This is a genomic window from Neobacillus drentensis (assembly GCF_036965425.1).
Classification (GTDB): domain Bacteria; phylum Bacillota; class Bacilli; order Bacillales; family Cytobacillaceae; genus Neobacillus; species Neobacillus drentensis_F.
Genome location: NZ_JBALPP010000192.1, coordinates 1 through 5,313 on the forward strand (window position 1 = coordinate 1; position 5,313 = coordinate 5,313).

4 protein-coding genes are annotated in these 5,313 nt (G+C 38.0%); 3 read left to right on the top strand and 1 reads right to left on the bottom strand.

Translation table 11 applies throughout. The features are described from left to right. The first annotated feature begins 176 nt into the window (after window positions 1-176). The 3 genes from V7161_RS29670 to pflA all read left to right on the top strand — a co-directional run bounded on the left by V7161_RS29670 (window position 177) and on the right by pflA (window position 3,953). Window positions 177-629 (top strand): cupredoxin domain-containing protein, encoded by a 453-nt coding sequence (locus V7161_RS29670; protein WP_335716361.1) that lies wholly within the window; start codon window positions 177-179, stop codon window positions 627-629. Between the two features lie 299 nt (window positions 630-928). Then, window positions 929-3,154 (top strand): formate C-acetyltransferase, encoded by a 2,226-nt coding sequence (gene pflB / locus V7161_RS29675; protein ID WP_335716362.1) that lies wholly within the window; start codon window positions 929-931, stop codon window positions 3,152-3,154. Window positions 3,155-3,218: 64 nt separating this feature from the next. Then, window positions 3,219-3,953: a pyruvate formate-lyase-activating protein gene (pflA, locus tag V7161_RS29680; RefSeq protein WP_335716363.1), complete on the top strand. Its 735-nt coding sequence runs from the start codon at window positions 3,219-3,221 to the stop codon at window positions 3,951-3,953. A gap of 27 nt (window positions 3,954-3,980) precedes the next feature. Here the strand turns inward: pflA and V7161_RS29685 are convergent, their stop codons facing one another. Then, entirely contained in the window at window positions 3,981-5,216 is a 1,236-nt protein-coding gene (locus V7161_RS29685; RefSeq protein WP_335716364.1) for a cation:proton antiporter, read from the bottom strand. Window positions 5,217-5,313 lie beyond the last annotated feature (97 nt).

Genomic DNA, 5,313 nt, shown 5'->3' on the forward strand with positions numbered 1-5,313 from the left:
ATAAACTTTTCGATAGGCAAAATAAAAGAAAATTAATTCTAACTACCTACATTGTTGACATTTTATTTAGCGTTCAATCGTTAATAAAACAATCTAATACCGCAAAAAAAGAGACAAGTTTTCATACCTCTTCGGCATAAGTATTAAATAGGACAAATTATCGAGGGGGTTTTTAGATGAAATTTTTAGTCCTAAAGAAAGAAACACTTCTATTTTTTCTAGCAGTGGGTGTTGTTCTAGCCACCATCTCTGCTTGGTTTATGTTAAAAGCAGGCGACGTGACTGTTTTTAATCAACATGCAAATAAAGACATTCGAGAAATTCATATGGTCACGGCAGAATTTAAATCAACGTTGAAGAATGGCAAAGAAATCGAGGCTTACCGTTGGGATCCCGGCACCATTTCTTTAGAAAAAGGTGAAAAGGTAAAATTATATATCAGTGGAATAAACGGTGCAGCACATCCCTTTTATATTGAAGGAACAAAAATCAAGGGAACGGTGAAAAAAGGTGAGGAAACAGTGGTCAGCCTTCAATTTAAAAAAGAAGGGACTTATAGGCTAATTTGTCAAACCCACTCTGACCGGGCACATAATGGGCCGATGATTGCTTATATAGTTGTCGATTAGGACAGGAGTCTTTCTCCTGTTTTTTTGTGCTGTTTTATTCATTTTCCCTATAAATATGTTGGTAATATTGACTTCCTCATGTATAACAGTTTAATATTCATGGGATTTTTTTATAGTACAGAATCAACCGATGTTCAAAATTTGTTCAAATTTCGTCCAGAAAACCCCTTAATAATATAGATTTCACAATTTCTTAACATATGCTCATTGTTACACAAATTTACGCTGTTATGCTTTATATATAAATAGCAATTCAAACTGTTATATAAAATTACGAATAAATTTTGAGGTGAAAGAAAATGAAACAATGGAAAGGATTCACAAAAGGAGTTTGGACAAAAGAAGTAAATGTTCGGGATTTCATTTTGAAGAACTACATTCAATATGAAGGAAATGATTCCTTTTTAGCTGGAGCAACAGAATCAACAAAGCAATTATGGGCCCAGGTTATGGAACTCACTAAGCAGGAACGGGAAAACGGCGGCGTTCTTGAGATGGATACCGAAACCGTTTCTACTATTACCTCGCATGGCCCCGGTTACTTGGATGAAGAACTTGAAAAGGTAGTTGGTGTTCAAACAGATAAGCCATTCAATCGTTCTATGCAGCCTTTTGGCGGGATTCGGATGGCAAAAGCAGCCTGCGAAGCTTACGGATATCAATTAAATCCTGAAATTGAAAGAATCTTTACTGAATTCCGTAAAACACATAATCAAGGTGTATTTGATGCTTATACAGATGAAATGATGCTTGCCCGTAAAGCAGCCATTATCACAGGTCTGCCAGATGCTTATGGCCGAGGACGCATTATTGGTGACTATCGCCGTGTTGCCTTATATGGTGTTGATTTCTTAATTGAGGAAAAGAAAATGGATCAACAGAATACCAGCAAGGTAATGACAGAAGACAATATCCGGCTGCGTGAAGAAATCGCGGAACAAATTCGTGCTCTCAAAGAATTAAAAGAGCTTGGAACTACCTACGGATTTGATATTTCCAACCCTGCCCAAAATGCACAAGAGGCTTTTCAATGGTTATATTTAGGATATTTAGCTGCCATTAAGGAACAAAATGGTGCAGCAATGAGCCTTGGCCGTGTTTCTTCCTTCTTAGATATTTATGTTGAAAGAGATTTACAAAATGGAACCTTAACAGAGGAAGATGCCCAAGAACTAGTTGACCATTTTGTTATGAAGCTTCGACTTGTTAAATTTGCCCGGACTCCGGATTATAATGAATTATTTAGCGGGGACCCAACATGGGTAACCGAATCTATTGGGGGAATGGCTCAAGACGGACGTTCACTAGTAACGAAAAATTCTTTCCGTTTCCTTCATACCTTGGACAATTTAGGACCAGCACCAGAACCAAACTTAACAGTTTTATGGTCACCGCAGCTCCCTGAAAACTTTAAACAGTATTGCGCGAAAATGTCGATTAAGACCAGCTCCATTCAATACGAAAATGACGATATAATGCGTCCGGAATACGGTGATGACTACGGAATTGCCTGCTGTGTATCTGCGATGGAAATCGGCAAACAAATGCAGTTCTTCGGAGCACGTGCAAACCTGGCGAAAGCACTTCTCTACTCCATTAATGGCGGTGTCGATGAGAAGCTTAAAATTCAAGTTGGGCCTGAGTATCGGCCAATTACATCAGATGTATTAATCTATAATGAAGTAATGGAAAAATTCGACTTAATGATGGAATGGCTTGCAGGACTTTATATAAATACTTTGAATGTTATCCACTATATGCATGATAAATACAGCTATGAAAGAATTGAAATGGCCTTGCATGATACAGAAATAATAAGGACAATGGCAACTGGTATCGCTGGGTTGAGTGTAGTGGCAGATTCCCTCAGCGCCATTAAATATGGCGAAGTGAAGGTGATCCGGGATGAAAAGGGGATTGCTATTGATTTTGAATCTTCCGGTGACTTCCCTAAATACGGAAACAACGATGATCGGGTAGATAGTATTGCGGTCGAAATCGTGGAGCGATTTATGAAAAAGCTTCAAAAACATCAAACTTATCGCAATTCTGTGCATACCATGTCTATTTTGACGATTACATCTAACGTGGTTTACGGCAAGAAAACAGGAAATACACCTGATGGCCGCCGAGCGGGGGAACCATTTGCACCTGGCGCAAACCCGATGCATGGACGTGATACAAAAGGTACATTAGCTTCCCTGGCTTCCGTTGCCAAACTTCCATATAGCTATGCAATGGATGGGATATCTAATACCTTCTCCATCGTACCAAAAGCATTAGGAAAAGAAGAAAATAACCAGATTCGTAATTTAGTTTCCATCTTAGATGGCTATGCAATTAAAACTGGTCACCATCTTAACGTGAACGTCTTTAATAGAGAAACACTTTTAGATGCAATGGAACATCCAGAGCTATATCCGCAATTAACCATCCGTGTGTCAGGTTATGCTGTAAACTTTATTAAATTGACAAAAGAACAACAGCTGGATGTTATTAACCGTACTTTTCACGAATCTTTATAATTAAAAATAATTGGGGGCTCTTTTTAGTAGAGCTCCTGCTTTCAAACGAAAGGGGAACATCTTCATGATTGGAAATATTCATTCTATTGAAACACTTGGAACAGTCGACGGACCAGGGATACGTTATGTTGTTTTTACACAGGGCTGCCTTTTGCGGTGCCAGTTTTGTCATAACGCTGATACTTGGGAAATCGGTACCGGGAAGCAAATGACTGTTTCCGAGATCATGGATGATTTAATGAGTTATCTCCCCTTCCTTCAAGCCTCTGGAGGAGGTATAACAGTTAGCGGCGGTGAACCATTGTTACAGATTCCTTTTCTAATCGAATTATTTAAGGAATGCAAAAAGAAAGGGATTCACACCACCATCGATTCCTCTGGCGGCTGTTTCTCTCATTCTAAGCTTTTTATTGAACAACTTAAAGAATTATTACAATATACGGATCTCATATTATTGGATTTAAAACATATCAATCGAAAAAAACATATCCAATTAACTGGAATGGCAAATGATCACATTCTTGAATTTGCCACATTTTTATCCAGCCGCAATGTACCAATTTGGGTAAGACATGTCCTAGTTCCAACAGTTACGGATGACGAAGAAGATTTACAAAAGCTAGGAGAATTCATCGGTACACTGGAAAATGTTCAAAAGATTGAAATTCTCCCCTATCATAAACTTGGTGTTTACAAATGGGAAGCCCTGGGACATGAATATCCATTAAAACATGTAGAACCGCCAACAGAGGAAAAAGTTGAGTTCGCGTATCAAAAACTTACTTCGCATTGGGCATAAAAAAAAGCGGATCATTCCCGCTTTTTTTTATGAGTCCTTGTCATAGGGCTTTACACCGAGAAGTGAAATGAATGGTTTGACCGTCAATCCCTGACCAACTAAAGAAAAGAGTACAATAAAAAATGTAAGCACAAGAATTACTTCCCTCCCTTTAAAATCACTTGGCAGGCTTAATGCCAGTGCGATCGAGAGAGACCCTTTTAATCCTCCCCAGTTGATAATATGTTTCCAAGAGCTAGGGAAATTTTTTTCAAAAGCAAGGCTTATAAATACAGCGATGCTTCTGGCAATCAAGACTATTATTATGGAAGAAAAAATGATACCCCATTTATTAACAATACCGATTCGCGTTATTTCAAGTCCTACCATCAGAAAGACAATGGAATTAGCTAATAGAGCTGCTACATCCCAAAAAGTACCAATATTTTGTCTTGTTGTAGGAGTCATTCCAATTCGGGAACCATAATTACCTAATATAATCGCTGCTGTTACAACCGCAATCACACCCGATCCATGAATGCTTTCCGCTAAAAGATAAGCTCCATAGAATAAAATAAGGCTAAAAATAATTTCAAGAGGGTAATCATCATAAAATTTTGTTAGAATTGAAAAGCCATAACCAAGGGCTCCGCCAACGATCAGACCAAGGAAAATAACTTTTATTAAAACCCAAAATCCTATACCCAAACCTTCCCAGCCCAAGTCTAAATAGGATAATAAGGAAAATGCTGAAATTTGAAATAAAACAACAGCCATGCCATCATTAAACAAGCTTTCTCCTTCTACAACAATGGCCAGCCGTTTATTAACGCCAACACTTTTGAAAATAGATAATACACTAACCGGGTCAGTTGCACTCATCAAGGCAGCAAATACAAATGCGGCCTGAATGGACAAACCTAAAAAATAATAACTTGAAAATCCTACAATCAAATAGGAAATCAGCGTCCCTGCTAGTGACAAGGACAAAATGGGAAATTTATTTAACAGCAGCTCAGAATATGGCAGCTTTAACGATGCCTCCCCTAGAAGTGCAGGGAGAAAGATTGTAACTATTACAAAATGAAAAACTTCTTCTTCTGTTATAAAATATTTTAAAGGATCCAATACCGGAAAATCTACAATGCCAATAATCGCTCCCACTATAACCAATGCAATCGGATATGGCTGCTTAAGTTTCTTTGCAATCGCTGTAATCCCTGCAGCAAGCATAATAAGAATAAGTGCCATGACAAAAATAGAATGAGGATCAAGATTTTTCAAGGTGCACCACCTTCGTTGTTATATCTATATCGTTCTCTTTTCTCTCATAAACTATTAGCAATCTCTTCTTGTTTTGGCATTTTAGCAAGGATTAAAT